Raw genomic sequence first — 22,748 nt, 5'->3', positions numbered from 1 at the left:
AGAATCCGCATGTCCATGAGCAGCGCTGCCCATTTCGACACCGTGATACGGAATGGGCGATGGTTCGACGGAACAGGTGCGCCATCAGCCGTACGGAACATCGGTATCAAGAACGGCCACATCGCAGCGATCTCCGCCGACCACCTTGACGAAGCGGATTGCCCCAAGGTGATAGACGCCGAAGGAAAATGGGTGCTCCCGGGGCTGGTGGACATCCACACGCACTACGACGTCGAGGTGCTGGCCGCACCTGCACTGTCGGAGTCGGTGCGTCATGGCGTCACAACCGTGCTACTGGGTTCCTGCTCTCTATCGGTCGTACATGTCAATGGCATCGATGCCGGCGACATCTTCGGCCGGGTGGAGGCGATACCGCGCGACCACGTGATTCAGGCGGTCGATCGACACAAGACCTGGACCAACGCCGGGGAGTACATCGCCGCACTGGAGTCACTGCCATTGGGGCCGAACATCGCGACCTTCCTCGGGCATTCGGATATGCGAGCGGCGGTGATGGGGCTGGATCGCGCCACCCGCAAGAACGAGCGGCCTACCTCCGCCGAGCAGGCCCAGATGGACCGGTGGTTGACAGAGGCCCTGGACGCCGGATTCATCGGCATGTCGTCTCAGCAACTCTTGTTCGACAAGCTCGATGGCGAAATCTGCCGATCCCGCACGCTGCCATCCACCTATGCCAAACCGCGCGAACTCAGAAGACTGAAATCGCAATTACGCCAACGAGACCGGGCGCTACAGTCTGGGCCGGACATTGCGAACCCGCTCAATGTCTTGTCGCAGGCCGTCCAATCACTGGGCGTTCTGCGTAAGCGGCTCTCGACATCGCTGCTTTCGGCCGCGGACATCAAGGCCAACCCGTACGCGATCCGGGCGATGGGTCCGGTCGCCCGGATTATCAACAGACTGGGCGGCAACTTCCGCTGGCAGCACCTGCCGGTGCCATTCGAGGTCTACGCCGACGGAATCGACCTGGTGATCTTCGAAGAGTTCGGAGCCGGGGCGGCCGCGCTGCATCTACGTAGCGAGGTCGAGCGAAACAAGCTATTGCGCGATGAGGCATATCGCCGCAGGTTCCGCAAGGAGTACGAAAGCAAGTTCGGCGTAAGGGTATGGCACAGAGACTTTTTCGATGCCGAAATTGTCGCATGCCCGGATGCGTCCGTCGTTGGAAAGTCCTTTGGCCAGGTCGGCGTGGATCGCGGTGGCCTGCATCCAGTGGATGCATTCCTCGACTTGGTGCTCGAGCACGGTACGTCCATACGCTGGCGCACCACGATTTCCAACCACAGGCCTGAGGTGCTCAAACAGCTTGCCCAAGATCCCGGCGTCCAGATCGGCTTCTCCGACGCCGGTGCTCATCTCCGGAACATGGCCTTCTATAACTTCGGGCTTCGGCTCCTGCGCCATGTGCACCAAGCGCACCAGGCCGGACGACCGTTCATGACCATCGAGCAAGCAGTACACCGCCTCACCGGCGAGCTGGCCGACTGGTATCAGATTGACGCGGGGCACCTCAGAATCGGCGATCGCGCAGACCTTTTCGTGATCGACCCGGAGAAGCTCGATGAAACACTGACCGAGTACGCCGAGGAGCCAGTTCCCGCCTACGGCGGATTGTCGCGAATGGTCAATCGCAACGATGCCACGGTGAGCACTGTCTTGATCGGCGGGCAGCCGGTGGTCATCGACGGGCGACCGGCCGAGCTTCTGGGCAAGCGACGGACCGGTTGCTTCTTACGGGCAGGGGAGAAGGCGCGTGCGGTCACTGCGCACAGAGCGCCTGCGGCTGGTTAGTACATCTAGAACTGAATACAGCTCTTACTGTACTATTTTGGTGTGCAGACGCTGGTTCATCGTGACGCCCTGACGAGATTCGGATGCGCGCTGTCCGACCCGACCCGGGCAGCCATCCTGCTGAGCCTGCGCTCGCGGCCCGGGTACCCCTCCGATCTGGCCGAGGAGGTCGGGGTATCCCGGCAGATCACCTCGAATCACCTCGCCTGCCTAAGGGGTTGCGGGTTGGTCGTCGGAATTCCGGAGGGCCGGCGCACACGATACGAACTCGCCGACGAGCGGATCGGCCGGGCTCTCGACGACTTGGTGGACCTGGTACTGACGGTGGACCCGTCGTACTGCCCGGCAGATGAGGATTGTTGCTGATGACACTCACGCAGCGACGGCGGCAGCTGCTCAACCATCGGGTTCGGTTGTTCGTTGCCGCCACCATTACTTACAACGTGATTGAGGCCATCGTGGCCCTGGCCGAGGGCGCCCGGGTGTCGTCAACGGCTCTGGTCGGCTTCGGCCTCGATTCGGTAATCGAGGTGTCCTCGGCCACCGCCGTGGCATGGCAGTTCAGCGCCAAGGACCCCCAAGTCAGGGAGCGGGCGGCGCTTCGGGTCATCGCGTTCTCATTTTTCGCCTTGGCCGCCTATGTGAGCGTGGAATCCATCCGCGCACTGATGGGCTTCGGGGAGGCCAGGCACTCGACGGTAGGGATTGTCCTGGCGGCGGTCAGTCTTGTGATCATGCCCATGCTCTCCTGGGCGCAGCGGCGGGCCGGCAGGGAACTGGGGTCCGCCTCAGCGGTGGCGGACTCCAAACAGACGTTGCTGTGCACCTATCTCTCCGCGGTATTGCTTGTGGGGCTGCTGGCCAACTCCCTGCTCGGATGGTCATGGGCAGACCCGATCGCGGCGCTGGCGATCGCCGCGATGGCGGTGCGCGAGGGCATGAACGCTTGGAACGGCGAATCATGTTGTGCGCCAGTTCTTACCACTGGAGCTGAGCGATCTGACGACGTTCACCGCGATTGCTGCGAGCACTAGGCGGCGCGGTGGTCTATTATCTGCGTATCAATGCAGATATGCAGAAGGAGCGCTCCCGCGATGGGACAAGTGGACCGAGCGTCGCTCGGCGATGAACAGGTTGGTCTGGTAGTCGAGGTATTCCGCATGCTGGCCGATGCGACCCGAGTCCGGGTGTTGTGGGCACTCACCGCCGGCGAGTTGTCGGTCAACGATCTGGCCGATCTGGTCGGCAAGCCCGCGCCGTCGGTGTCCCAACATCTGGCCAAGCTGCGGATGGCCCGGCTGGTGCGCACCCGCCGTGACGGCACCACCGTCTACTACAGCCTGGAGAACGAGCACGTCGAGCAGCTGGTGACCGACGCGGTACACAACGCCGAGCACGCGGGCCCGGGAATCCCGCCGCACCACCGCACGGAATCAACCCTTCGTACCGTGGGGCGTACCGTGGGGCGCGGTGGTAAGTGATGAGCCACACCCGAACTGCCCCAGCCCATCACGATCACCACCACCATGACCACCATCACCGGGCCGGCCTGAAGGGGATGCTCGCCGACATCGTGGCCCCGCACAGTCACGACGCGGCCGACAGCATCGATGACGCACTGAGCTCCAGCGCGTCGGGCACCCGCGCGGTCAAGATCAGCCTGGTGGCGCTATTGATAACAGCCGCCTTCCAGGTGGCCATCGTGATGGTGTCCGGCTCGGTGGCGCTGGCAGCGGACACTATTCACAATTTCTCCGATGCCCTCACCGCGGTTCCGCTATGGATTGCCTTCGCGTTGGGCACACGCGCCGCGACACGGCGATACACCTATGGATTCGGCCGCGCGGAGGATTTAGCGGGGCTGTTCGTCGTGTCAATGATTGCCTTGTCGGCGTTGGTCGCGGGCTACGAGGCGGTGATGCGTCTCATCCATCCTGTGCACATCGGTCAGCTGGGCTGGGTAGCCGCGGCGGGTGTTGCCGGATTCGTCGGTAACGAGCTGGTCGCCATCTACCGCATCCGTGTGGGCCGGCGGATCGGCTCGGCAGCACTGGTCGCCGATGGGCTCCATGCGCGTATTGACGGGTTCACCTCGCTGGCCGTGGTGTTCGGCGCGTTGGGGGTCGCCCTGGGATATCCGTTGGCGGACCCCGTCATCGGATTGATCATCACCGTGGCGATTCTGGCGGTACTACGTACTGCGGTGCGAGATGTCTTCCGGCGGTTGATGGATGGGGTTGATCCTGCTTTGGTGGATGCGGCCGAGGAGGCGCTCGCCGCCCAGCCCGGAGTGCGAACGGTACGTAGTGTTCGCTTGCGCTGGATCGGACACCGGCTGCACGCGGATGCCGAACTCGACATCGATCCGGATGTCAGCCTTGTCGAGGCGCACCGCATTGCCCATGTGGCCGAACATGAGCTCACCCATGCGGTTCCCAAACTCGATACGGCTCTTATTCACGCATACCCGAGCCATTGATGTGACGCAATGCGTACACAACAACACCGAGTGCTAACACGCACGTACCGGCGAATACCGAGGACAGCGGCAACGCGAGTGCCACCACCACACACCCCATGAGACCGAGCACCGGAATGATCTGTGGGGGGCGCCCCTCGGCGGGGGACAAGGTCCAGGCCGAGGCATTTGCCACGGCGTAGTACACCAGCACCGCAAAGGAAGAGAAACCGATAGCACCACGCAGATCCACGGTGGCAGCAAGTATCGAAACCACCAGACCGACAAGAAGTTCAGCGCGGTATGGCACCCCATATCGGGGATGCACCGCAGCCAGGGCAGGGGGCAGGTGACGATCGCGGGCCATCGCGAAGGTCGTGCGAGATACCCCGAGGATGAGCGCAAGCAGCGAGCCGGTGGCGGCGACGACAGCGCCGACCCGCACCACCGGTTCCATCCAGCGCACACCCGCAACGGTGACGGTATCGAGCAGGGGGGCTGCCGACGTCGCCAGCCGCATGGGACCCAGCGTCGTCAACACCGCCACAGCGACAACGACATAGACGACCAGTGCGATGCCCAACGCGATCGGGATGGCACGGGGGATGGTGCGCGCGGGATCACGCACCTCCTCACCCAGGGTTGCGATACGGGCATATCCGGCGAAGGCGAAGAACAACAGACCCGCGCCCTGCAGCACCCCGGTGAGCGAGACGTCGGTGACGTCAAGAGCCGCGATATCGATTCCGCCGGAGCCGAATGCCGCGACCACGATCGCGGCCAACACCGACAGCACGATCGCCACGATCAGGCGCGTCAGCCATGCAGATTTCTGAACGCCCACATAGTTGATCGCTGTCAGGGCTACCACTGCGGCCACCGCGACGGCGTGTGCATGCGCCGGCCAGGCGTAGTAGCCAACTGTCAACGCCATGGCCGCGCAGGAAGCCGTCTTTCCGACCACGAACCCCCACCCGGCGAGATAACCCCAGAAGTCGCCGAGACGCTCGCGGCCGTATATGTAGGTGCCGCCCGAGGCGGGATACACCGCGGCTAGCCGAGCCGACGAAGTCGCGTTGCAATAGGCGATCACGCCAGCGAGGGCCAGACCCAGCAGGAGAGCGGACCCGGCGGACTGTGCGGCGGGGGCCAGGGCGGCAAAAATTCCCGCGCCGATCATCGAGCCCAGCCCGATCATGACGGCATCGAAAGTGCCCAGTTCTCGCCGCAGCGATTCGGGCCGTTCGCTGCTCATGCGCCCCGGGGCATGTACATGATGACCCCAACTCCCGTCAGGCAGACCATCGCACCGATAACGTCCCAGCGATCTGGGCGGAATCCATCCGCCGCCATGCCCCACAGCAGAGATCCGGCAACGAAGACCCCGCCGTAGGCCGCCAGAATCCGGCCGAAGTGAGCGTCAGGTTGCAGAGTCGCGACGAATCCATAAGCACCCAAGGCGATCACGCCCAGTCCCACCCATGCCCAACCGCGATGCTCGCGCACGCCCTGCCAGACGAGCCAGGCGCCGCCGATTTCCAGGACAGCGGCCACGACGAACAGCAGGATCGACCGTGCGACGAGCATGTCGGTGAGCCTAGTTGCCCACGCGAGGGCCGGGGTGTACACAGATCTGAGAATCTGTTTAGTCGGCGAGGGGAACCGGTGCATGTCGGCGGAAGCTGCGGTGGCTGTTGGTTTGTGGTTGGCCCTTTCGCAACGCAATTGGGAAGCGGCGAAGACCTTCCTTGGCGACGAGTGCATCTACTTGGACATGCCGGTGGGCCCGGCCGCGGCGGCGCGTGGACCGGAGGACATCGTCAAACGTCTGAAGATCGGATTGGAGCCCCTCCAGGACTACATCCACCATGGAGGTTTGATCGTCGCGAACGGCGCTGACGTGATGTACGAGCACTCGGAGACGTGGACCTGGGATACGGGCCATAGCGCGTTGCTGCGCTTCGCTTCGGTGCTACGGGTAGTCGACGGGAAGATCACCCTGTGGAAGGACTACTGGGACATGGGCGCGCTGACCAACTTCGCGCCACGGTCCTGGATGGAAGACCTCATGAAAGCGGACATGAGCTGGATCTACGACGCATCCGGGCAGGTCTGAGTTTCATCCCAGCTTTTGGCCATAAACCCGATCGACCTTCAGCGCCATGAGCACCCTGCGATCGGACACCATGACCGACCGGTACTCCTGCCAGTCGGGATGCTCGCCGGCGGCACCGCGGTAGTACTCGACAAGAGCCTCGACCTCCGGCCCGTTGGGGTCGGCCCCGGGGCCGGTGAGCATCACGCTTCCTTCGGCGGTAGCCCAGGACCGTCCGTCCGAGCTGGTGAACTCCAGGGCCGCGCGGGGATCGCGGCGCAGATTTACGGTCTTGGCACGCCCGTCCGTCATCGAGACGTAGATGACACCCTTGTCCTGGTCGTAGTAGGGGGTGACGGGCGAGAGCTGCGGTAACCCGTTGGACTTGATCGTCGCGAGGATGCCCAAACGGCTGCCGGCGATGAGGGCATAGGGATCAAACTGATCGGAGGCCATACTTGCCAAACCCGGTGCGTCACGCTGGTATTCCGCCCGCACAGGATATTTGAGGCTAGACCACCGTCACGGTGCCGGTACACTGAGCGAGGTTCTCATCGTTCCAGAAAAACCCGGAACGCCCGCCGTACTCGGTGTTGATCTCCACCTGGCCGGGGCCGGTGACAACGTTGAATGTCGACGCGCCCGCGGTACCGGAACCCTCACCATGAGCCTCACCCACAGCACCAGTGGTGAGGTTGCGCCAGTGAAAGTAAGCCTGCTTGGGGCCGGCGAGGCCGTCGGTCGCGTTCATGTTGATGGTGCCGGGAATCAGCGCGCGTCGTTCGTCGGCCTGGCTTGCTTGCCAGGCACTCACCCGTACATCACCGTCGAAGCAGAGAGCCACCTCGCCCGATGGTGCGGCCGCCGCTATCGGGCCGGTGATAAGTCCGGAGCCGACAACGGCGAGGGTGACGATGGCGGCGTGGCCGGCAGATATCGAACGCATGGGGGGAGTATTGCTCATGTGCGCTCGGTCTGGCCGCAGATTCTCCCGGGACAGATCTCAGGCGGCTCCGAGCGCGGCAGCGATCAGCCGCCATAGCCGCTCGGTGATCTCTCCTGGCTCGGGGAGGGGCGTGAGCTGGAGCTGCTGAGCTATTCCGTGCCTGATACCACCGATGATGAAGGCGCCGGCGCTATCCGGGTCGATGTCGGCGGGCAGTTGCCCCAATGCCTGTCCGCGCCGGATGTTCTTCGCGGCGTTGTGGCTGATGCGTCGCAGATATGTTGCCTCGAGCTCGGCGAGCTGCGGATCGAGTGCGGCCCGGTTCAGCAGTATCGGCGCCAGTGGATCAGCCACGTGATAGTCGACGAAACGGTGAGTGCGCTCCAATTCGTGAACGCCCCAGTCCGTTTCCAGGTCCAGATGCGTATCGGCGATGGCGTGGACAAGACCGTCGTAGAACTCGTCGTAAATCACCACGAGCAGACCACTTTTGGACCCGAAGTGGTGATAGAGCGCGCCTGTGCTTAGCCCCGCGCGGCGAGTCAAGCCGCCGAGGTCCATGACACCGTCGCCGCGGACGAGTTCGTCGCGCGCGGCATCCAGAAGTTGTTGACGTCCGATTGGCGAGCGTGCCATCATGTGATTCTACAAAACATAATTATCTTATGTTTAGGAGTCGAGATGGGTGCGGAAGTTTCTTCCTTGGTGAACCTCGCGGGCGATCTCGCGGGAACCTATCGATGGACACCCAGCAGCGGCGGCAGCGTTGATGCGGCGACCGCAGACGCCGATCTCGCAGCGCTGCAGCGCGACGGTTATGTGATTCTCCCGGACCTGCTGACCGCGGCAGAGCTCAGCGAGATTCGGGAAGCCGTTGTGCCACTACTCAATCCGCATGGGCGCAACCACTTCGAAGGGCACGCGACACAGCGGGTATACAGCGTCCTGAACAAGACACGCGCGTGCGATCGGATCGCCGATCACCCACGGGTGCTTGCATTGTTGGATCGGCTCTTCTTGCCCAACTATCTGCTGTCGATGCTTCAGGTGATCAATATCCTGCCCGGCGAGCAGGCACAGATGCTGCATACCGACGACGGCTTCTACCCGATCCCACGGCCCCGCGCCGCTCTCGGCGCGGCAACGATCTGGGCGATCGACGATTTCACCGCGGAGAACGGCGCCACCGATATCATTGCGCACAGCCATCTTTGGGGAGATCGTGCGCCCAGCGAGGCCGAACGCGCCCCGGTGGTGATGGCCGCGGGATCCTGTGTTTTCTTTCTCGGCACGCTGTGGCATGGTGGCGGCGCGAACCGATCCGACACGGCACGCCTAGCGCTGACCGCCCAATACTGTGAGCCGTGGTTACGACCGCAGGAGGCATTCACGCTCTCGATGACCCGCGATACCGTGCGCGCGGTCTCCGAGGACATCCGGCGCATGCTCGGATACAGCATCCATCCTCCTTTCATCGGCCAGGTCGACGGCATGCACCCCAAACGACTGTTGGAACCAGAGAGGCCCAGGTGCTCTGAGTGAGCACGCCCTCGTTCTCAGCGAAGTCTCAGCGGCACTGAGGCAATCTCGGGGCATGTCCAACTTCGACGATAAGAACGAATCGCCCGAATCCAACGTAGATGCCCCAGCAGCCGGCGCAGACGCACCGAGCGCTCCGGCGCCCGCGTCCCGCCGCAGGTTCGCGACGCCGTGGAAGATCGCGGGAGCGGTCTCGGCCGTCGCCGCTGCCGTCGTGCTGGCCTTCGGCGCAGGTGTATGGGCCGGTAGCGAGTTCTTCGAAGGCCACGAGCACGAGCACAGCGAGTCCCGTGGGAGTGATCGCGACGACATCGAGCGTCGACACGAAGACCACAAGACTCACGAGGGTAGCGAGCATCGGTTCCGTGACGATCGTGCGAATGATCGTGAGTCTGATGCGCGCACCGATCGCAGCTCTGCGCCTGGCGCGTCCCCGACAGCGACGGCCACCCCGACGTTGCCGCCGCGCCCGTAGGGCCAGCATGATTGTCTGATGTGGATGCTGAGCGGATGGTGAATGCTTCCGCATCCCTGCGTGCGGCACTGAGCAGGCTCCGACGTTGGTGCGGTGGCATCGCGACCCGGTCGGCATTCGTGGCCGCCGCGGTGGTCCTGGCAAGCCTGGTGATCGTGGGGATCGTCTCGGTCGAGCTCTTGTACCGGTCGATGTGCGCCGATGTTGATGACGCCGCCAAGGCCCGCGCACAAGCGGTCGCCGAAGCATTGCGCAAGGAGCCGCCCCGCGAGCTGGAATCGGTGCTGTTGTCCACGGATCAACGGGTCGTTGCGGTGCAGGTCGTCGACAGTGGCGGCGTAGTGGTGCGACGTTCGGAATCTTCGCCCAAAGACCCGTTGATCATGTTGCAGGAGAATGACTCCCGAGTCGGTGTGATCGCTTCCATCGACGACGATATGCGGGTCAGCACCGCGACGGTCACCGGCCGCAAGGGCCAGTACCGGGTGCTGGTCGGCGGCGGTATCGAGCCGATCGAGTCGATGGTGTCGACGGTGGCGACGATGCTGGGCGTCACCGCGCCGGTCGTGTCTGTGGTGGCGGGTGTGGTGACCTATCTGCTGGTACGGCGCTCGTTGCGATCGGTGGACGCGATAAGGTCCCGTGTCGCCGAGATCAGCACTTCCGACCTTGACGAGCGGGTGCCGGTGCCGAACCGATCCGATGAGATCTCGGCATTGGCTGTCACGATGAATGAGATGCTTGCGCGGATCGAGGCCGGTCATGCCGCCCAGCGCCGATTCGTCGGTGACGCGTCTCATGAGTTGAGAAGCCCGCTGGCCACGGTGATCTCGGCGCTGGAGATAGCGGCAAATCATCCGGAGGTCTTTGATCGGCAACTCGTGCGGAGTGCGCTGTTACCCGAAGCCCATCGCATGCAGGCGCTGGTGGAAGATCTCCTGCTGCTGGCGCGGGCTGACGAACACGGGCTACCGATGCGCCGCACCGAGATCGATCTCGACGACCTGGCTGTCGCGGAATCACAACGGCTCAAGCGAGAGACGCAACTGACGATCTCGGCGCAGCTGTCGGCGGTGAAGATCGTCGGCGACGCGCATGGTGTGGCACGAGTCCTGCGGAATCTGGCCGATAACGCGGCCCGCTACGCCGCCGGCACGGTGATGATCACGGTGAGCTCGGACGTGCACTACGCCTACCTGGAGGTAAGCGATGACGGCCCGGGCATTCCACCGGCCGAACGACATCGGGTGTTCGAAAGATTCGTACGCCTGGATTCTGCGCGCTCACGCCAGGGCGGCGGCAGCGGCCTAGGACTCGCGATAGTGGCTGAAATCGTTGCCGCGCATCACGGTACGGTCAAAATAGATGACCGAACCGGCGGTGGGGCAGCGGTGACGGTTCAGCTGCCACTGGCGAATTCGCCGGACTCAAGTCGATAGCCCACACCCCGGACCGTCATGATCATGCCGGAACCGATCTTGCGTCGCAGATAACCCACATAGACCTCGACGACATTGTCTGGTCCATCGTAGTGATTGTCCCAAACATTCTGCAGGATATCGGTTTTGGTAACCGCAGTGTCTTTGTTACGCATCAGATACTCGAGAAGGCCGTATTCACGGGGCGTGAGCGCCACCGGCATGCCATCGCGCTCAACAACTCGGCGACTGGGATCGAGTGACACGCCACCGGCGGTGAGCACCACTGGGCGCTTGGGTGCGCCCCGGCGCACCAGGGCACGCAGGCGGGCGGTGAGCACCATGAACGAAAAAGGTTTGGTCAGATAGTCATCGGCACCCAGGTCAAAGGCATCGGTCTGATCGTAGTCGCCGTCTTTGGCGGTGAGCATCAGCACCGGCGTCCACACCTCGGACGCGCGCAGCTTGCGCAGCACCTCATATCCGTTGAGGCCGGGCAACATGATGTCCAGCACAAGCACATCGAATTGATCATTGGTGGCTTGCCACAACCCATCTACACCATTGTCAACGGCGACGACAACGAAACCCTCGGCTTGCAGACCGGCGGTGACCGTCTCGGCAAGGAGGGGCTCGTCTTCGACCAACAGGACTCGCACGCGGGGCCTTTCAGGGGTTGATGGTGCCGTGCACCGAATAGTCTGACACCGATGCGCTCACCGAGGCGGCCGTCTGGGCATGAGCCCGTTCTTCTGCCTCGGCTACCGTGGTGGCGGCGCCGAACAACATCAAGGCGCCGATGATCAGGGTTATCGCTTCCCGCTTTGAACTCATGACATTCCGCCTTCTATTGAGACTGGGACATTCCGGTCCGAATTGGCCGGTGACGAAGGTAAGAGTCCCAGCCGGGTGCTGTGAGAACGCTGAGCGGCCGGCGCGGTGCGACTCTCAGCGGACTCTCAGCGCCGGATCGCTAGGGTGCGGTCGGAATGCGGTTGACGTCTAACAACGGGATGCGGTGGGTACGCAATGGCTACGTCGAGCTACAAGTTGCCTCAGGTCACGGCACTGTTCTGGATCTTGAAAATCGCGGCAACGACGCTGGGTGAAACGGGTGGAGATCTGATAGCCCAAACGCTGGGCCTCGGCTATGCCGCCGCGTCGATCCTCTTCATCGCGATCTTCATCGTGAGCCTGATCGTCCAATTGCGTGCCCGCCAGTTTCACCCGGCGCTCTACTGGACCGTGATCGCCGCGACGAGTACCGCGGGAACCACGATGTCCGATCTCATCAACCGCGGTCCTGGATCGGATACCTCTACCGACGGCGGGCTGGGCTACGGTGCGGGCGCAGCGCTTCTGATTACCGGGCTCGCCATTGTGTTCTTGGTCTGGAGGCTCAGCCGCGAAACGTTCGATGTGGCCAACATCAGCACCTTCCGTGGCGAGGTCCTCTACTGGGCGGCGATCCTGCTGTCCAACACGCTCGGCACCTCGCTCGGCGACTACCTCGCGGACAGCTCTGGGCTGGGCTATTGGGGCAGCGCGATGCTTATCGCGAGCATCATGCTGGTCATCTTGGCGGCGCACTACTTCACGAACGTGTCCGGTGTCCTGCTGTTTTGGGCAGCATTCATCCTCACTCGTCCGCTCGGAGCCACGGTGGGCGATCTGCTGTCCAAACCACTCGAGTCCGGCGGATTGGCGCTGGGGACGTGGGGCACATCTGCCGCGCTGTTAGCCGTCCTGGTTCTTGGGATCACCTTCGGGTATCGCCGGGTGCGGCCCGCAACACCCGATGATGAACCGGAGGCCGAGAAGCGTGAATTCGCACGCGACTAGTGCTGGTAGACGTCGTTGAGTGTGACGGTGCGCAGCTGTCGCTCCCCGATGACATCGAGGAGCTGGTGATAGACGGTGGTCACCGGTGGGTGGTTGAGGTGCCCGATGACGATCGCCTGTGGGTTGAAGTACTTGCGGGCCATATCGACGATGTATTGCGGTGTCACAACTCCGGAGTCCGATAGCGACCCGTACCACAGCACAGGCGGGCCGTAGCCCAGTCCATGTGTAACGGAATCAGTTGCGGCATTGCGCTTTCCGTACGGAGGCCGGAAGTACGGGGCCGGGTCGACACCGTAGGTGTTGGTCAGGAACTTCGTGTTGCGGGTCATCTGGTCGGCGATCTGCTCGGCCGTGAGTGTCGTGAGATTGGGGTGTGACCAGGTGTGATTACCCAACTGGATCTGTCCGCTGTCAACGAGCGGCCGCAGCAATGGGGCATGCTGCGTCCATCCCGGGTTCACCCCATTGACGAAGTAGGTCAGGCGAATTCCGGTGTCGCGGGCCAACTGGGTGTAGGCGGCGATGACATTTGCGTCGGTGCCGTCGTCAAGGGTCAAAGCCAGTAGCCGCTGGCCATCGGTGCGATCAGGCAGCGCGGTCAGGGTGCCGCCGCCCGGCAACGGTACTCGCGCCAATCCTGTGCTTGCGCCTCCAGCGGAAACCCCGGGGTCGGCCACGGCCGCGGACAGTGATTCGACAACAGCGGCACCGGCTGCGGCGGCACCTGCCAGCAGCGTCAAGAACCGACGACGGTCGAACACGATGTCAGGGTAGCGCCGGAACCTGGCTATCAGGCGGCGCCGCACTGGATGTCCGGCTAACGTTTCTTTTGTGATCAACTTTGCTCTGCGGTCGTGCGGTCTGCGTGGACACGCGACATTCAATCCCGATGAACAGCCGCTACGCGAACGGCTGCGGGTTGATACCCCGGTCGGCGAGGCCTGGCGTTGCTTGCGATGCGAGACATTTGTGGTGGGAACACCCCGCTATCGGGGCCCGGCCGACACCGCTCCCGAGGTACCCCGAGGACGGTTGCTGCGCGACCGGACCTTGATGCGAGTACTTGCCGTGGAGCGTGTGTTCCGTGGATTGGTGTTCATGCTGCTGGCGGTCGGTGTGGTGAAGGTTCGGGGGTCGCGTGAGCATCTTCAACAGGTCTTCGAGCAGGACATTCCGCTGATCCGTCCGCTGGCCAATCAGATCGGCTGGAACCCCGACAACTCCAAAATCATTCACCACATAGGCCAGGCCTTCTCGCTGTCGTCTTCGACGCTGATGTGGGTGGCGGTGGGTCTTGCCGCCTACGCCGCCATCGAATTCATCGAGGCGATCGGCCTCTGGATGATGAAGCGATGGGGCGAGTACTTCGCCGTCATCGCCACCAGCATATTTCTGCCGCTCGAGATTTACGAGCTCATCGAAAAGCAAACCGTACTCAGGGTTTTGGCGTTGCTGGTGAATATTGTGGCGGTGGTTTGGCTGCTCTGGAGCAAGCGGCTGTTTGGGCTCAACGGCGGCGGAAAAGCCTATGAGGACGAGCATCGCGCCGAGAGCCTGCTGAGTGTGGAGCGGGCGGCGCTGGGGGACAAGCTGCAGCAGGCCTAGCCTGCATCGGCGAGTAGCCGATCCAATGTCCGACGGCCGATTCTGCTCATGGCCGGATTGCTCTGCGCGTAATACCAGACGAGCCCCATGGCCTGCTGGAATGCCCATGCTTGCCCGCGTTGCCACTGTGGCTCGCTGGGCGCCAGAATGTCGCGGAACACCTCTCGTGGGCCGGTATTGAGAAGATGCCACGCACCTACCAGGTCGAGCGCGGGGTCGGCAGGCGCTAGACCACCGACGTCGAGGACTCCCACCAAACGCCGGTCAACGGACACGAGGACGTTGCCCGGTATCAGGTCGCCGTGACTCATCACGTCGACCTCAGCTCCGCGCGGCAGCCCGCACATGCGATCCCACATATCACGTAGTCGTGGAACATCGAGTAGTTTCTCGCTGCGCTCGAAGCAGGTACTCATCCAGGCCGTGTGGCCGCTGAGGGCACCGCCGCGCCCGGTACCGGTAAAGATCTGCTCGTCAGTGGGGATTGCGCGGACATCACCGATGAACTCGGCAAGGTCACGCGCGAAACTGTCGGAATCGGCCGGATCGCGATCGGTGGCCACCACCCCCGGTAGCCACGTCTGGACCGACCACGGCAGTCGGTAGCCTGCTCCCGGCTGCCCTATCGCGACCGGCCGCGGCGTTAAAAAGCTCGTCGAGTCAATAAGCTTCTCAGCAGCTACAGACTCGATCTCCAGTTGCCTGGCCAGCTGAACAGGATCGTCCCCCGACAGCGGGAACCGCAGCGCGAGACGATCACCGAGCCGAAAGATCGCGCTGACCGTTCCCGATCCGCAGATCGGAGTGATGGGCAGGCAGCGCCACCGGGGAAATTGCTCGTCGACCAGGGCGCGCGCCACCGGCGCGGTGATGTTGACCTGTCCGGCGTGCATGTCCACAACCGGAAGCATTCGCCGCCGTGTTCGCGGCACGCAAGCCGATAACCGGCGCGGCGGTCAATCGGCCAGTCGGTGACTCGTCAACCAGTCATCGACGGTCATAGCGGCCGTGACTTCGTCGAGGTCCAACACCAGGCGGGTCTGGTGATTGATCATTCGAACCGCGCGCTCGCAGACGGCGACGCTCTCATGGCGGACGGCGGCCTTGATCGCGTCGTTGATATCCGGTGACAGCCCGGTGTCATCGGTGAGCCGCGCCGCCGTGTTAGAGGCGGTGGCAGCTATGTCACGCAATGTGCGCCCCGCGTGGCGCCGGATCTGCTCCACCTTGGTGATCGCGGTGGCCAGCGCCAAGTATTTCTGGCGAGAGTCCGATTCAGGAGCCTGTTGGCTGCCTACCCAATTCGCGGCTTCCCGAAGCCGGTCGGAGTCATCGACGGCCTCAAAAGCCAAATAAAAGCCTGCGGCAGCGCGACCGATAGGAGTCGATGTGTCGGCAGCGGGAGAGGGCGGGCGCGACGGACGTTGCGGAGGCGCCGACAGAGATTCAGTGAGTGCCGATAGAGCGCACCGCGGGACGTCCATCTATACATACTGCCCGAAAAATAGACGGACTGTACAGAAGTTCAGCCGGAGAACATTTATCGGGGGAGAAGTCTGCGGAGGCTCAGCGTTGTCCGAACCGGTCGCGCAGTTGAGGATCGTTCTCCCACCATAGCGTCGATGGCGCCGGATCCTCAGTCGGGTCGGCGCGCTTCAGCGATGACGACCGGTCTACGCGGTCAAGTTCGGCGTCGATCTGAGCGGCATGCGCCTTGTCGTCCGCTGACAACGCGCGCATGAGCAGCAGCAGGAAAGGCAGCCCCAGCACATCGCCCAGGATCCAGAGAACTCCAGCACCGATCGTCTGATCGGTGCGCAGATCTGGCCCCCAGGACCGGTGCAGCGCGAGGTAATACGCCGATGCCAGGAGAGGCCCTTGCCACAGCACCAATCCGAGCACTCCGTCGCCGATGGTCTCGGCGACGCTGATCAGCAGCGATATCAACTGCGGATACTTGCGCGGAACCGGATCCACCTGCAGGCGGGCGTAGAAATACGCAAACCCAATTAATACCAACAGCATTCGCGTTACTGCCGCGAGCGTCCCATTCGAGAGCGACGCCGTGTACCAGGGGGACAGATACAGCAGCCAGGGCGTGGCCAGCATGGCCACAGATGTCGTGAGCGGATGCGTCAAGATCCTTGCGGGCGTTGACGATAACGCTTGGTCGAACCTTTCCTTCGTGGCCGGTTCCAGTGCGCCACGCAGCACCGTCACCGGCCTGCCGAGAGTGAGAAAGAAGGGCACGACCAGGAGTAGCAACACAACCTGCAACGCACGCACCCAAAACAAGATCGGCGCATAGACGCCCACGAAGCTCATACAGGCCAAAACCCAGCATGCGAGCCCGGCCACGTAACAACCCACCCATACGCCGCGGATATCCGATCGGTGACTCCGCGCACGGGACAGTGCCACGCCGTAGCCGGCGCCCAGTACGACGGCGCCCAGGACCCCCGCGATGTCGAGTTGCCACGCGAGACCCACCATCGTCCACGTGAGAGGCTCGGTGGCCATGTTGGGTGTCATGGTGCTCTCCTCGTCGGTTTGTAGATCAACGGATCAGGTTAGATCTCCTACCTGCAAATCTGCTGTAAGCGGGCCGGAAGCGTCCTCGCACGAAGGTGAGCATCTACCGAAACACGCTGCGCAGAAATCGATTAGGCCGGCGCAGGCCATGCGGTACCGCAGGTTCTCCCGGAGATAGCGGGTTGTTTTTCATTCTGGTGTTGCCGCCCGAGTTGTGCCGTATTGTCTTGCTTCCTACAACTGGATTTCGTTTGAAGGAGCAAGTCGGCATGAGCTTGGCGCGGCAAATTGCAAGTAGCGTGGCGGCATCGATCTATCGGCCCACCGACATTGCGGCCGATGAGTACCACCGGTGGTACTACGGAACCGGAATCTACGATAAGACCACATGGATGGGTGTTAAGTGCCTCAAGTCCGTCAGTGATATGTGGAACTACCAAGAGATTCTGTTCGACCTGAAACCGTCATTGGTCGTCGAGTTCGGCACTCGGCACGGTGGATCCGCCTTGTTCTTCGCAAGCACCATGCGCCAGATCGGACAACCCTTCAAAGTCCTTTCGGTCGACATCTCGCACGCCGTTTTGCACGACACAGCCCGCCGCGACCCCGATGTTTCGTTCATCGAGTCCTCGTCGACAGATTCGGGGGTCGCGCAGGAGATCGCCCGCCTCAAGGCCGAGTACCCAGGCAAAATCTTCGCCATCCTCGACAGCGATCACTCCATGAATCACGTCCTGGCGGAGATGAAACTGCTACGGCCCGTATTGTCTGCGGGAGATTATCTGTTGGTAGAGGATTCAAATGTCAACGGTCACCCGGTACTGCCCGGCTGGGGGCCTGGCCCATTCGAGGCAATCGCCCAATATGAGCGGGAGTATCCGTCCGACTATCGGCATGATCTAGACCGCGAGCGCAAATTCGGATTCACCTTCGCGACCAACGGATTCATGATTCGCAATTAGGCACGGGCCGAACCGTCTTCAAACCAAGCCGGGGGTAGAGGCTTCTTCGCGGGTATCACCCACGTATGCTCGCGAAGAAGTTAATGGCGGCTTACAGCCGGATGGTCAGAGTCCGCATCTTGTGTGGCGCTCACGCGATTCCTATGTGACACAGCCACATAGCGAAAGGATCAGCTGGCGCCATGACTGGCGATGAGCTTGAACAAGGTACACAGACGTTTTCCCGCCGCGCCCTGCTGGGTAGCACGGTTGCGGCTGGTGCTGTCGCAGCGGCCGCGGGTTTCGCAGCCGGGCACGCGAGTCATGGACAGTCGGCCACGAGCACAGCTGGCACGGCCTTGCCCACCCCCGAGAATGTTGGCGACGCGAAGGCGATCGGACTGCTGCTTTTCGACGGTGTCGAAGAGCTGGACTTCGCTGGCCCCTGGGAGGTATTTGGGGCGTGGTCCATCGACTTCCCTCAGGACAACTACCGGCCGGTCAGCATCTCTCTGGACTCGCGACAAGTCAGATGCGCACAGGGACTCGAAGTTGTCGCGCAACATACGTATCACGAGGCGCCGCCACTCGATGTCCTGCTGGTCCCGGGCGGCAAGGGATGGAGAAGACTCGTCAATGAGCCTGCATCGATTGCCAAGATTCAGAAATTGACGGAGCACGTCAATCTTGTCGCGAGCGTTTGTACGGGCTCCTTGCTACTGGCCAAGGCCGGCTATCTCAGGAATCGGCGAGCCACTACCCACTGGAGTGAATTGGACACGCTCACAACGCTAGACCCCACCATCTCGGTGGACCGCGACAGTCGGTACGTCGACGGCGGCGAGTATGTGACCTCGTCGGGAGTGAGCGCGGGCGTAGACATGGCGCTGTATATGGTCTCGAAACTGATCAGCCCCGCGCGAGCCGGCGAAGTGGCGCACGCGCTCCAGTACACGCATCGGTGGCAGCTCTAACCTTGCCTCGCCACTAGTAGGGATGCCGCGCTTCAGGGTGTTTCGACGGTGCGGCGTAGCAGTTCGAGGAAGGTCGCCTGCTCATCCGGCGAAAGATTCTGCAGTAGTTGGTCGGCGACGGCGGCGGCCGGCTGGGTGAGTCGCCGCACCGTCGCCGCACCACCCGCGGTAACCACCATCAGTTTTCTCCGCAGATCGCGATCATCGGAACGTGTGGTCACCAGTCCGCGCTGCTCAAGTCTTTTCAGGATGGGGGTCAGCGTTGATTTATCGAGGTAGCAGAGTTCGGAAAGCTCGGAATGATCGAGCTCGCCGATGTCGGTGAGCCGCGCGAGCACCGTGAACTGCTGGCCGGTCAGCTGCGCGTCCACGTTCTCGTGCCAGAGGCGGGTGTGCTTTTGATAGAGGCGCCGGGCCAGCGGGCCCGGCCCATCAAGCACGGGTCTCATGTTGTTCACTGGCTCCTCCTCACATCCGCTTGCCCAAATAGTACGTGTACGTCCTATACTAGTTAGTACGTACACAAACTAAATTGGGAGACGCGGTGAAATTGGTAGTCGGTATGACTGGTGCGACGGGGGCGCCGCTGGGCGTGCGACTTCTGGAAGCACTCCACGAGATGGGCATCGAAACCCATTTGGTGGTCAGCCGATGGGCACGGGCGACCCTCCGCCAAGAGACCGGCCTGAGCGTTGCGGCGCTCTCCACGCTGGCCACGGTGAGCTACTCACCAGAGGACCAGGCAGCCGCCATCTCCAGTGGGTCATTCCGCACCGACGGGATGGTCATCGTTCCGTGCAGTATGAAGACGTTGGCGGGCATCAGGATTGGCTTCGGTGAGTCGTTGATCAGCCGTGCGGCAGACGTCACCCTCAAAGAACGACGCAAACTCGTGCTGGTCACGAGGGAAACGCCGCTGTCGGTTATCCATCTGGAGAACATGCTCGAGCTCAGCCGCATCGGGGCAGTGGTGATGCCGCCGGTGCCCGCCTTCTACAACGAGCCCACGACGGTGGCCGACCTTGTTGAGCATCTGACCGCTCGCATCCTCGACCAGTTCGGTCTCGAGCTGCCGGGGGCGAAGCGATGGAACGGGATGCACCTTGCGGCCAGTGAGCTCTTGTCACAGTAAGGAAAGGGACTCATGGTGCAGCATGGCAGCGCACTTAATTTTCGTGACTTCGTCGACGAACTCGTTCGCGTGGGTGACGCGGTCATGATCGACGCGTCCGTGGACGCGCACTTGGAAGCCGCCGCCGTCGCACGGCGTGTGTACGAATCCGGCGGGCCGGCCCCGGTGTTCAACCATGTCAACGGAGCGGCACCGGGATACCGGCTGATGGGTGCACCCGCCGGAATGAGCGCTCTCGGTAGTGGTTACGGGCGGATCGCGGCGCACTTCGGCTTACCGCGCGCAAGCGGGGCACGAGACATCGTGGAGCAGCTGGTGGCAGCCATGGCCGCCGAGCCCATCGAACCGGCCATCGTCGATACCGGCCCGGCAAAAGAACACATCATGGTGGGGGACGAGGTGGATCTCGAGCGGTTCGGGGTGCCGCTTTTGCATCGGCAAGATGGAGGCCGGTACTTCGGCACCTACGGCATGCATATCGTCCGCACCCCGGATGGGTCATGGACAAGCTGGTCAATCAGCCGACTGATGTTGCGTGACAAGCGCTCTCTCGTTGGCCCGGCGATGGCCCAGCAGCACCTGGGGATGATCCATCGTCAGTGGGCAGCGTTGGGAAAACCCACACCATGGGCCTTCGTGCTCGGCGCTCCGCCTGCCGCTATCGCGGCTGCGGGCATGCCGCTGCCGGACGGCATCAATGAAGATGGTTACGTCGGCGCACTGACAGGCCGCGGCGTCGAGGTAACACGGGCCCAGCTGCACGACCTCATGGTGCCCGCAAATGCGGAGATCGTTGTTGAGGGATACATCGATCCGGTCGAAACCGACCTGGAAGGCCCAATGGGCGAGTATCACGGCTATCAGTTCGAGGACAGCAAGCCGCAGCCGATCTTCCGCGTCGAAGCAATCACGCACCGCGACCGCCCCATCTTGCCGTTTTGTGTCGCCGGAATGCCTCCCGAGGAAAACCATACGATCTGGGGCACCATGATCGCCGCCTCCGCACTTGACCTGTTGCGCCGAGCGAACTTTCCCGTGGACTTCGCGTGGTGCTCCTATGAAGCAGCGACCTGTTGGATCGTCGTCTCTGTAGATCTCGACGCATTGAGGCGACAACCGGTGGGTGAAGCAGAACTTGTCCGTCGTATCGCGGACATATTGTTCACTTCTCACGTCGGGTGGCTGGTACCGAAAGTCTTGTTGGTGGCCAACGACATCGACATCACCGATATCAATCAGCTGGTGTGGGCAATGGCGACACGGTACCGACCGGGCATGGGGGAGTATGTGTTCCGGGATGCACCCGGCATACCGCTAGTGCCCTACTTAACAGCCGAGGACGTCAGGAACCAGCGCGGAGGAAAAGCGATCACCAGCCTGCTTCAACCTGAACAGCTTGCCTCGGGCCGCACGCATGGAATTGCTGCTCAATTCACTACGTCTTATCCAGAAGGCTTGCAGCAGAAAGTGATAGATCGGTGGACCGAATACGGCTTCCCTGAGAACTCGAGCCTGGCCAACGGCACTTGAGAATTAACCCTTGCGTCAGTCCGTGATTGATCAGTCAGCGAACAAAGAACCGCCGTACCGATTGCAGAAACTCAAGAAAACCGTAGTAGTTCGTGGGCGCAAGACGCATCAGGGCGTCGAACATGTAGGCATCGGGACCCACCAAGATTCGGGCCTTCCCGTTCTCGACGCCACGGTGAATGATCTCGGCAGCCTTCTCGGGCTCTGTCATCGCCGTTGCCGCAAATTCATTGATGACCTGCTCTCGGGTGACGCCGACTTCCTCGGTGGGGAAGCGCCCATTGCGGACGATGTTGGTATTGATGCCGCCCGGGTGCACGTTGATTGCCTTGACGCCGGTACCTCGAAGCTCTTGCCGTAGGGCGTCGGTGAATCCACGGACGGCGAACTTGGCGGCGCAGTAAGCACTGTGCGTGGGCCAACCGGCCAGGCCGAGGACACTTGAGGTATTCACGATCGCACCGCTGTTTTGCTCGACAAGAATCGGGAGGAATGCACGAGTACCGTAGACGACTCCGTGAAAATTGATGTCCCACAACCATTCGTCGTCTGATGGATTGGTATCGAGTACGGTCGAGCCGAGGGTAACCCCGGCGTTGTTGAACACAGCGGCAATCGGCGTGGGCGCCCAGTTGCGAACCTGCTCAGCGAACTCGCGTTGCGCATCGGCGTCACGTACATCCAACACTTTTGTGAAAGTCGGTCCGTTTAGCGATAATTCCGTCTGTTTCAGGCCATGCTCGTCGATGTCCGCGATAGCGACCGCGTACCCGTGAGCCGTGAGGCGCTGGGCCAGAGATCGCCCGATTCCTGACGCGGCTCCGGTGACAACAGCTGTGCGACCCTCCACGGCCTTGCGCCGAGCGCTAGTCATGCGTGCTCCTTCAAAAGGTTTGGCGATCAGGAAATGGGCGCGCTGTTACATCCAGGGACTGCTATTTCCGAAATGCCGCTTGTGAAGGTGTGATTCGAAGTTAAACTGCTACCCCGCCCAATGCCGCGCATCTACTACGTGACGCTGATTCCCCACCCCCGGCACACGGCATACCCCGCGCCGCTCTAACGCTACGCGCGTGTACCCGCGGGGTGCAAGTGGTGGGTTTGGTTACGCGTGATGTTCGGTCCCCGAGAAGATTTGGATGCGGGGCGTGTCCAATTAGTCGGGCTAGGCCTGAACTCGGGCACAGAGGTCCGCGTTATGCCCCGGGGTGATGAGCGGCGAACACTCACTCGAGAGCCCGAAGCCAAAGCGAACGCACAGGCCGACTCACGCGCCTTCGTCGATTTCGCCGCGTCGCTCACGCCTATCCGGCCCCCGCTGTTACCTCCACCACGCCAATCGGTCACTAGCCGATCTTGCCGCCGGTCCGGTTCACCGGCGCGGCAGTGCTCGTCTCCCAAGAGATGGGCTACCCGCCGAAACGCAGCACCGCAGACAATGGAAGT

At 62.4% G+C, this 22,748-nt stretch carries 28 protein-coding genes; 15 read left to right on the top strand and 13 right to left on the bottom strand.

The window, feature by feature from the left end; all coding sequences use genetic code 11:
* The first annotated feature begins 15 nt into the window (after positions 1-15).
* The 5 genes from ABG82_RS13950 to ABG82_RS13930 are packed head-to-tail and all read left to right on the top strand — an operon-like array spanning position 16 to position 4,291.
* Positions 16-1,812: an N-acyl-D-amino-acid deacylase family protein gene (locus ABG82_RS13950; RefSeq protein WP_234707959.1), complete on the top strand. Its 1,797-nt coding sequence runs from the start codon at positions 16-18 to the stop codon at positions 1,810-1,812.
* Positions 1,813-1,854: 42 nt separating this feature from the next.
* Positions 1,855-2,178, top strand: a complete 324-nt coding sequence (locus ABG82_RS13945; protein WP_043075740.1) for an ArsR/SmtB family transcription factor — start codon at positions 1,855-1,857, stop codon at positions 2,176-2,178.
* Positions 2,178-2,846 carry a cation transporter gene (locus tag ABG82_RS13940; protein WP_043075741.1) on the top strand — a complete coding sequence of 223 codons (669 nt, stop codon included), beginning with the start codon at positions 2,178-2,180 and terminating at the stop codon, positions 2,844-2,846. The genes ABG82_RS13945 and ABG82_RS13940 overlap by 1 nt, the downstream gene beginning before the upstream one ends.
* A 60-nt stretch (positions 2,847-2,906) precedes the next feature.
* The gene (locus ABG82_RS13935) at positions 2,907-3,293 is read left to right on the top strand and encodes an ArsR/SmtB family transcription factor (RefSeq protein WP_043075742.1); all 387 of its coding nucleotides are present in this window, start codon (positions 2,907-2,909) and stop codon (positions 3,291-3,293) included.
* On the top strand, positions 3,293-4,291 hold the full coding sequence (locus tag ABG82_RS13930; protein ID WP_043075743.1) for a cation diffusion facilitator family transporter: 999 nt from the start codon (positions 3,293-3,295) through the stop codon (positions 4,289-4,291). The genes ABG82_RS13935 and ABG82_RS13930 overlap by 1 nt, the downstream gene beginning before the upstream one ends.
* Here the strand turns inward: ABG82_RS13930 and ABG82_RS13925 are convergent.
* Both ABG82_RS13925 and ABG82_RS13920 read right to left on the bottom strand, forming a co-directional pair.
* The gene (locus ABG82_RS13925) at positions 4,266-5,525 is read right to left on the bottom strand and encodes an APC family permease (RefSeq protein WP_043075744.1); all 1,260 of its coding nucleotides are present in this window, start codon (positions 5,523-5,525) and stop codon (positions 4,266-4,268) included. The genes ABG82_RS13930 and ABG82_RS13925 overlap by 26 nt on opposite strands.
* Positions 5,522-5,857: a YnfA family protein gene (locus ABG82_RS13920; RefSeq protein WP_043075745.1), complete on the bottom strand. Its 336-nt coding sequence runs from the start codon at positions 5,855-5,857 to the stop codon at positions 5,522-5,524. The genes ABG82_RS13925 and ABG82_RS13920 overlap by 4 nt, the downstream gene beginning before the upstream one ends.
* 82 nt (positions 5,858-5,939) lie before the next feature.
* On the opposite strand from ABG82_RS13920, the gene ABG82_RS13915 reads away from it, so the two are divergent.
* A complete protein-coding gene (locus ABG82_RS13915) occupies positions 5,940-6,386 on the top strand; it encodes a nuclear transport factor 2 family protein (RefSeq protein WP_043075815.1) in 447 nt (148 codons plus the stop codon).
* A gap of 3 nt (positions 6,387-6,389) precedes the next feature.
* Here the strand turns inward: ABG82_RS13915 and ABG82_RS13910 are convergent, their stop codons facing one another.
* The 3 genes from ABG82_RS13910 to ABG82_RS13900 are packed head-to-tail and all read right to left on the bottom strand — an operon-like array spanning position 6,390 to position 7,947.
* Positions 6,390-6,821: a PPOX class F420-dependent oxidoreductase gene (locus ABG82_RS13910; protein ID WP_043075746.1), complete on the bottom strand. Its 432-nt coding sequence runs from the start codon at positions 6,819-6,821 to the stop codon at positions 6,390-6,392.
* A 55-nt stretch (positions 6,822-6,876) separates the two neighbouring features.
* Positions 6,877-7,311 (bottom strand): hypothetical protein, encoded by a 435-nt coding sequence (locus tag ABG82_RS13905; protein ID WP_043075747.1) that lies wholly within the window; start codon positions 7,309-7,311, stop codon positions 6,877-6,879.
* Between the two features lie 57 nt (positions 7,312-7,368).
* Positions 7,369-7,947: a TetR/AcrR family transcriptional regulator gene (locus ABG82_RS13900; protein WP_043075816.1), complete on the bottom strand. Its 579-nt coding sequence runs from the start codon at positions 7,945-7,947 to the stop codon at positions 7,369-7,371.
* 45 nt (positions 7,948-7,992) lie between these two features.
* Between ABG82_RS13900 and ABG82_RS13895 the strand changes: the two genes are divergently transcribed.
* The 3 genes from ABG82_RS13895 to ABG82_RS13885 are packed head-to-tail and all read left to right on the top strand — an operon-like array spanning position 7,993 to position 10,764.
* A complete protein-coding gene (locus ABG82_RS13895) occupies positions 7,993-8,853 on the top strand; it encodes a phytanoyl-CoA dioxygenase family protein (RefSeq protein ID WP_043075748.1) in 861 nt (286 codons plus the stop codon).
* 52 nt (positions 8,854-8,905) lie between these two features.
* Complete coding sequence (locus ABG82_RS13890; protein WP_043075749.1) at positions 8,906-9,325, top strand: hypothetical protein; 420 nt, start codon at positions 8,906-8,908, stop codon at positions 9,323-9,325.
* Positions 9,326-9,360: 35 nt separating this feature from the next.
* Positions 9,361-10,764, top strand: a complete 1,404-nt coding sequence (locus ABG82_RS13885) for a sensor histidine kinase (protein WP_043075750.1) — start codon at positions 9,361-9,363, stop codon at positions 10,762-10,764.
* On the opposite strand, the gene ABG82_RS13880 is transcribed toward ABG82_RS13885, so the two are convergent.
* Both ABG82_RS13880 and ABG82_RS28270 read right to left on the bottom strand, forming a co-directional pair.
* Positions 10,725-11,402 (bottom strand): response regulator transcription factor, encoded by a 678-nt coding sequence (locus ABG82_RS13880; RefSeq protein WP_043075751.1) that lies wholly within the window; start codon positions 11,400-11,402, stop codon positions 10,725-10,727. The genes ABG82_RS13885 and ABG82_RS13880 overlap by 40 nt on opposite strands.
* A 10-nt stretch (positions 11,403-11,412) precedes the next feature.
* Complete coding sequence (locus tag ABG82_RS28270; RefSeq protein ID WP_155772772.1) at positions 11,413-11,577, bottom strand: hypothetical protein; 165 nt, start codon at positions 11,575-11,577, stop codon at positions 11,413-11,415.
* A gap of 195 nt (positions 11,578-11,772) precedes the next feature.
* Between ABG82_RS28270 and ABG82_RS13875 the strand changes: the two genes are divergently transcribed.
* Positions 11,773-12,585, top strand: coding sequence for a COG4705 family protein (locus ABG82_RS13875; RefSeq protein ID WP_043075752.1), 813 nt, complete (start codon positions 11,773-11,775; stop codon positions 12,583-12,585).
* Here the strand turns inward: ABG82_RS13875 and ABG82_RS13870 are convergent.
* Positions 12,582-13,349: a polysaccharide deacetylase family protein gene (locus tag ABG82_RS13870; RefSeq protein WP_043075817.1), complete on the bottom strand. Its 768-nt coding sequence runs from the start codon at positions 13,347-13,349 to the stop codon at positions 12,582-12,584. The genes ABG82_RS13875 and ABG82_RS13870 overlap by 4 nt on opposite strands.
* A gap of 70 nt (positions 13,350-13,419) precedes the next feature.
* On the opposite strand from ABG82_RS13870, the gene ABG82_RS13865 reads away from it, so the two are divergent.
* A complete protein-coding gene (locus tag ABG82_RS13865; RefSeq protein WP_043075753.1) occupies positions 13,420-14,193 on the top strand; it encodes a DUF2127 domain-containing protein in 774 nt (257 codons plus the stop codon).
* Here ABG82_RS13865 and ABG82_RS13860 read toward each other — a convergent pair.
* The 3 genes from ABG82_RS13860 to ABG82_RS13850 all read right to left on the bottom strand — a co-directional run bounded on the left by ABG82_RS13860 (position 14,190) and on the right by ABG82_RS13850 (position 16,725).
* Positions 14,190-15,104 carry an aminoglycoside phosphotransferase family protein gene (locus ABG82_RS13860; protein WP_109475883.1) on the bottom strand — a complete coding sequence of 305 codons (915 nt, stop codon included), beginning with the start codon at positions 15,102-15,104 and terminating at the stop codon, positions 14,190-14,192. The two genes, ABG82_RS13865 and ABG82_RS13860, sit on opposite strands and share 4 nt — an antisense overlap.
* Before the next feature lie 45 nt (positions 15,105-15,149).
* The gene (locus ABG82_RS13855) at positions 15,150-15,677 is read right to left on the bottom strand and encodes a hypothetical protein (protein WP_078343199.1); all 528 of its coding nucleotides are present in this window, start codon (positions 15,675-15,677) and stop codon (positions 15,150-15,152) included.
* Positions 15,678-15,759: 82 nt separating this feature from the next.
* Positions 15,760-16,725 (bottom strand): cytochrome c oxidase assembly protein, encoded by a 966-nt coding sequence (locus ABG82_RS13850; protein WP_043075754.1) that lies wholly within the window; start codon positions 16,723-16,725, stop codon positions 15,760-15,762.
* Positions 16,726-16,994: 269 nt separating this feature from the next.
* Between ABG82_RS13850 and ABG82_RS13845 the strand changes: the two genes are divergently transcribed.
* Positions 16,995-17,687: a rhamnosyl O-methyltransferase gene (locus ABG82_RS13845; RefSeq protein ID WP_054173119.1), complete on the top strand. Its 693-nt coding sequence runs from the start codon at positions 16,995-16,997 to the stop codon at positions 17,685-17,687.
* Between the two features lie 182 nt (positions 17,688-17,869).
* Positions 17,870-18,640, top strand: a complete 771-nt coding sequence (locus ABG82_RS13840) for a DJ-1/PfpI family protein (RefSeq protein WP_043080521.1) — start codon at positions 17,870-17,872, stop codon at positions 18,638-18,640.
* A gap of 32 nt (positions 18,641-18,672) precedes the next feature.
* Here ABG82_RS13840 and ABG82_RS13835 read toward each other — a convergent pair whose 3' ends face one another.
* On the bottom strand, positions 18,673-19,089 hold the full coding sequence (locus ABG82_RS13835) for a MarR family winged helix-turn-helix transcriptional regulator (protein WP_043080522.1): 417 nt from the start codon (positions 19,087-19,089) through the stop codon (positions 18,673-18,675).
* 95 nt (positions 19,090-19,184) lie between these two features.
* Between ABG82_RS13835 and ABG82_RS13830 the strand changes: the two genes are divergently transcribed.
* Together ABG82_RS13830 and ABG82_RS13825 are read left to right on the top strand one after the other, a co-directional pair.
* On the top strand, positions 19,185-19,772 hold the full coding sequence (locus tag ABG82_RS13830; protein WP_078343198.1) for a UbiX family flavin prenyltransferase: 588 nt from the start codon (positions 19,185-19,187) through the stop codon (positions 19,770-19,772).
* Positions 19,773-19,784: 12 nt separating this feature from the next.
* Entirely contained in the window at positions 19,785-21,302 is a 1,518-nt protein-coding gene (locus tag ABG82_RS13825) for a UbiD family decarboxylase (RefSeq protein ID WP_043080524.1), read from the top strand.
* Between the two features lie 34 nt (positions 21,303-21,336).
* Here the strand turns inward: ABG82_RS13825 and ABG82_RS13820 are convergent, their stop codons facing one another.
* Positions 21,337-22,176, bottom strand: coding sequence for an SDR family NAD(P)-dependent oxidoreductase (locus ABG82_RS13820; protein WP_043080525.1), 840 nt, complete (start codon positions 22,174-22,176; stop codon positions 21,337-21,339).
* Between the last annotated feature and the right edge of the window lie 572 nt (positions 22,177-22,748).

The sequence above is a fragment of the Mycobacteroides immunogenum genome (assembly GCF_001605725.1).
GTDB lineage: Bacteria > Actinomycetota > Actinomycetes > Mycobacteriales > Mycobacteriaceae > Mycobacterium > Mycobacterium immunogenum.
Note: the sequence above shows the minus strand (reverse complement) of the source record. Positions and strands in the feature narration are given on the sequence as shown.

Coding starts and splice junctions, on each gene's coding strand:
- ABG82_RS13895 (WP_043075748.1), top strand. CDS start 7,993: ATGGGTGCGGAAGTTTCTTCCTTGGTGAACCTCGCGGGCGATCTCGCG.
- ABG82_RS13930 (WP_043075743.1), top strand. CDS start 3,293: ATGAGCCACACCCGAACTGCCCCAGCCCATCACGATCACCACCACCAT.
- ABG82_RS13950 (WP_234707959.1), top strand. CDS start 16: ATGAGCAGCGCTGCCCATTTCGACACCGTGATACGGAATGGGCGATGG.
- ABG82_RS28270 (WP_155772772.1), bottom strand. CDS start 11,577: ATGAGTTCAAAGCGGGAAGCGATAACCCTGATCATCGGCGCCTTGATG.
- ABG82_RS13835 (WP_043080522.1), bottom strand. CDS start 19,089: ATGAGACCCGTGCTTGATGGGCCGGGCCCGCTGGCCCGGCGCCTCTAT.
- ABG82_RS13905 (WP_043075747.1), bottom strand. CDS start 7,311: ATGCGTTCGATATCTGCCGGCCACGCCGCCATCGTCACCCTCGCCGTT.
- ABG82_RS13875 (WP_043075752.1), top strand. CDS start 11,773: ATGGCTACGTCGAGCTACAAGTTGCCTCAGGTCACGGCACTGTTCTGG.
- ABG82_RS13825 (WP_043080524.1), top strand. CDS start 19,785: ATGGTGCAGCATGGCAGCGCACTTAATTTTCGTGACTTCGTCGACGAA.
- ABG82_RS13855 (WP_078343199.1), bottom strand. CDS start 15,677: ATGGACGTCCCGCGGTGCGCTCTATCGGCACTCACTGAATCTCTGTCG.
- ABG82_RS13940 (WP_043075741.1), top strand. CDS start 2,178: ATGACACTCACGCAGCGACGGCGGCAGCTGCTCAACCATCGGGTTCGG.
- ABG82_RS13860 (WP_109475883.1), bottom strand. CDS start 15,104: ATGCTTCCGGTTGTGGACATGCACGCCGGACAGGTCAACATCACCGCG.
- ABG82_RS13850 (WP_043075754.1), bottom strand. CDS start 16,725: ATGACACCCAACATGGCCACCGAGCCTCTCACGTGGACGATGGTGGGT.
- ABG82_RS13845 (WP_054173119.1), top strand. CDS start 16,995: ATGAGCTTGGCGCGGCAAATTGCAAGTAGCGTGGCGGCATCGATCTAT.
- ABG82_RS13890 (WP_043075749.1), top strand. CDS start 8,906: ATGTCCAACTTCGACGATAAGAACGAATCGCCCGAATCCAACGTAGAT.
- ABG82_RS13840 (WP_043080521.1), top strand. CDS start 17,870: ATGACTGGCGATGAGCTTGAACAAGGTACACAGACGTTTTCCCGCCGC.
- ABG82_RS13885 (WP_043075750.1), top strand. CDS start 9,361: ATGGTGAATGCTTCCGCATCCCTGCGTGCGGCACTGAGCAGGCTCCGA.
- ABG82_RS13935 (WP_043075742.1), top strand. CDS start 2,907: ATGGGACAAGTGGACCGAGCGTCGCTCGGCGATGAACAGGTTGGTCTG.
- ABG82_RS13910 (WP_043075746.1), bottom strand. CDS start 6,821: ATGGCCTCCGATCAGTTTGATCCCTATGCCCTCATCGCCGGCAGCCGT.
- ABG82_RS13900 (WP_043075816.1), bottom strand. CDS start 7,947: ATGGCACGCTCGCCAATCGGACGTCAACAACTTCTGGATGCCGCGCGC.
- ABG82_RS13915 (WP_043075815.1), top strand. CDS start 5,940: ATGTCGGCGGAAGCTGCGGTGGCTGTTGGTTTGTGGTTGGCCCTTTCG.
- ABG82_RS13925 (WP_043075744.1), bottom strand. CDS start 5,525: ATGAGCAGCGAACGGCCCGAATCGCTGCGGCGAGAACTGGGCACTTTC.
- ABG82_RS13920 (WP_043075745.1), bottom strand. CDS start 5,857: ATGCTCGTCGCACGGTCGATCCTGCTGTTCGTCGTGGCCGCTGTCCTG.
- ABG82_RS13820 (WP_043080525.1), bottom strand. CDS start 22,176: ATGACTAGCGCTCGGCGCAAGGCCGTGGAGGGTCGCACAGCTGTTGTC.